Raw genomic sequence first — 2,221 nt, 5'->3', positions numbered from 1 at the left:
GTCCATAGCGGCCTCCAGAAGTTTGTGTTGATTTCTCTTCTGAGAGGCCGCGCCTTGCTATGTCAACTATTTTTTGAGATTTTTAGTGGTTTTTCTCCTCTGAAACTCTAAACTCTAGTTACCGGTCTGAAACAGAAAAAATCCAGATCTTCACCGCTCGGACCGGTGATGGGGCTGTTGCAGGGGGTGTTGTGGGTCACTGTGGTGCTGGCGATCGCACGCATGCTGCCGTTTACGGTTTCCAGCGTGTTGTATTCGACGGCAGCGCGGCTTTGGCGGCCGCTCGTGGGCCTGATTCTCCAGTGATGCGATACAAAAAAAGTCTATCCGTTCAAAAAAAAGACATGGCATGTGTGGCACAAGCTCCATATAATCGGATGGTTCAGCACCGGATGCTGCGAATTTGCTGGCCCTGGATACGGGCCGAATAACTACCCAAAGGAAATCACTATGTTTGACAAACCAAAGAAAGAGGCTGAAAAGCCCGCTGCCAAGGCCTCTGCTTCCCCAGCTCCTTCCAAACCTGCTCCGGCAAGCAGCAGCAACAGCGGACAGACCACGACCATCGGCGCTTCGATCAAGCTCAATGGCGAACTGAACGGTGACGAGGATCTGCTGATTCAGGGGCAGGTCGAAGGCAATATCTACCTCAAGCAGCACAATCTCACCATCGGCGAGCAGGGTGTTATCAAGGCCAATGCTTTTGCACGTACCATTACTGTACGCGGTACCCTGACAGGGGATCTCAATGGTGTGGAGAAGGTGACCATCACTTCCACAGGTAAGGTGAGAGGGAATATCGTTTCGCCCAAAGTGATACTGGAGGAAGGCGCCACCTTCAAGGGCAGTATCGATATGGATGCCAAGGCAGCCAAGCCTGCATCACAGCCGGCGGCCAGCGCCAAGTCTGCCTGAACCATGGCCTGAGCATGGCACTGTTTGCCAGCCCCAAGAAAAACGTCGCCGGGACGCCGGAGCAACCGCGGTTCGAAGAGCTGGGTTGCCCGGCGTTTGCTTCTCTGGTGGAAAAGATGGATGCGGATCCGGAGCGCAAATACCATGTGCTGGATCTCGAAGCAGCGTCGGGAAATCATATCGAGTTTTTTTCCCGCTTCCGTTGCCGCTACCATATCGGGGATGTGCTGCAGGTGCTTTCCTATCTGGAGCCGCCAGAACCGGAAGAGCCTGCGCCGGATTTCAACCTTATCCTGCCCCTGCACATGAAAAACAAGCTGGATCTGATTCTGGTCTGGGATGGATTGAATTATCTGGACAAGGCGTTGCTCCCGGGCTTCAGCGAACATCTCCTGCGCAAGTGCAATCCCGGCGCCTGGGTGCATGCATTTGTCTACACCCGTGGCGATATGCCAGCCAAACCGGTTTCTTTCGACATTCTTTCCAGCAGCGCCATGCGGCGTTCCCTGGGTGAGGGCGCGACAGCAGCTCCCTGCTATCCGCAGCGTGTGCTGGAGAACCTGATGCCGGGTTTCCGCTCTGTGCAGTCCCGCTTGCTGAAAAACGGCGTTCAGGAGTACCTGTTTCAGGTACAGTAGATGCGTATCCGTGATGTCCAGGTCGGAGATGCTGAAATCCTTTGCGCCATTTACAACCATTATATTGAACATACCACGATAACCTTCGACGAACAGTCACTGCAGCCGGAGGCGTTTGCGCTGCAGATCGAGCATGTTTCGCAGCGCTATCCCTGGCTGGTGATCGAAGAGAAGGGGCAGGTGCTGGGCTATGCCTATGCCAGTGAGTGGGGATCCAGGAGCGCTTTTCGCTACACCGTGGCAAGCAGTATCTACCTGCACCCGGAGGCGCCGAAGCGAAAGGGTATGGGGGAAATGCTCTACCGTGCCTTGCTTTCACAACTGGCGGACAGAGGGTTTTGCCGGGTTATCGCTGCCATTGCCGTTCCAAATGAAGGCAGTGTCGCATTGCACAAAAAGCTGGGGTTCTCACAGGCCGGCTATTTTCACGCGATGGGTTACAAGTTCCAGCGCTGGATCGACGTGATTTACCTGGAATTGCCCCTGGCATCCGGAAATAGCCGTGTATAATGACCCGACAGGCCTGATGAAGACGGTTTGAGCGATCGACGGGGGTTAAATGGGGAATTTCAGCATCAAGAGGTTTTTTCGGCGTGACCGCGCCCGGTCAGTGCAGGTCATTCGGGACAGACGCCGCAACTACAGGAACGTGCCCGGTGATGATGCGG

Annotated in this window: 4 protein-coding genes; all 4 read left to right on the top strand. The window is 54.8% G+C overall.

Annotation, left to right across the window (positions count from 1 at the left end; all coding sequences use genetic code 11):
* Nucleotides 1–165: 165 nt before the first annotated feature.
* The 4 genes from ACOCD2_RS17250 (at nucleotide 166) to ACOCD2_RS17235 (ending at nucleotide 2,063) form a co-directional block, all read left to right on the top strand.
* Nucleotides 166–306, top strand: a complete 141-nt coding sequence (locus ACOCD2_RS17250; RefSeq protein ID WP_293688983.1) for a hypothetical protein — start codon at nucleotides 166–168, stop codon at nucleotides 304–306.
* A gap of 144 nt (nucleotides 307–450) precedes the next feature.
* Nucleotides 451–915 (top strand): bactofilin family protein, encoded by a 465-nt coding sequence (locus tag ACOCD2_RS17245; RefSeq protein WP_293652985.1) that lies wholly within the window; start codon nucleotides 451–453, stop codon nucleotides 913–915.
* 14 nt (nucleotides 916–929) lie between these two features.
* On the top strand, nucleotides 930–1,553 hold the full coding sequence (locus ACOCD2_RS17240; RefSeq protein ID WP_293652983.1) for a hypothetical protein: 624 nt from the start codon (nucleotides 930–932) through the stop codon (nucleotides 1,551–1,553).
* A complete protein-coding gene (locus ACOCD2_RS17235; RefSeq protein ID WP_293652982.1) occupies nucleotides 1,554–2,063 on the top strand; it encodes a GNAT family N-acetyltransferase in 510 nt (169 codons plus the stop codon). It abuts the gene before it with no gap.
* Nucleotides 2,064–2,221: the final 158 nt, after the last annotated feature.

The sequence above is a fragment of the Thiolapillus sp. genome (genome assembly GCF_048562965.1).
GTDB lineage: Bacteria > Pseudomonadota > Gammaproteobacteria > Chromatiales > Chromatiaceae > Thiolapillus > Thiolapillus brandeum_A.
This window is presented reverse-complemented; position numbering and strand designations above follow the sequence as displayed.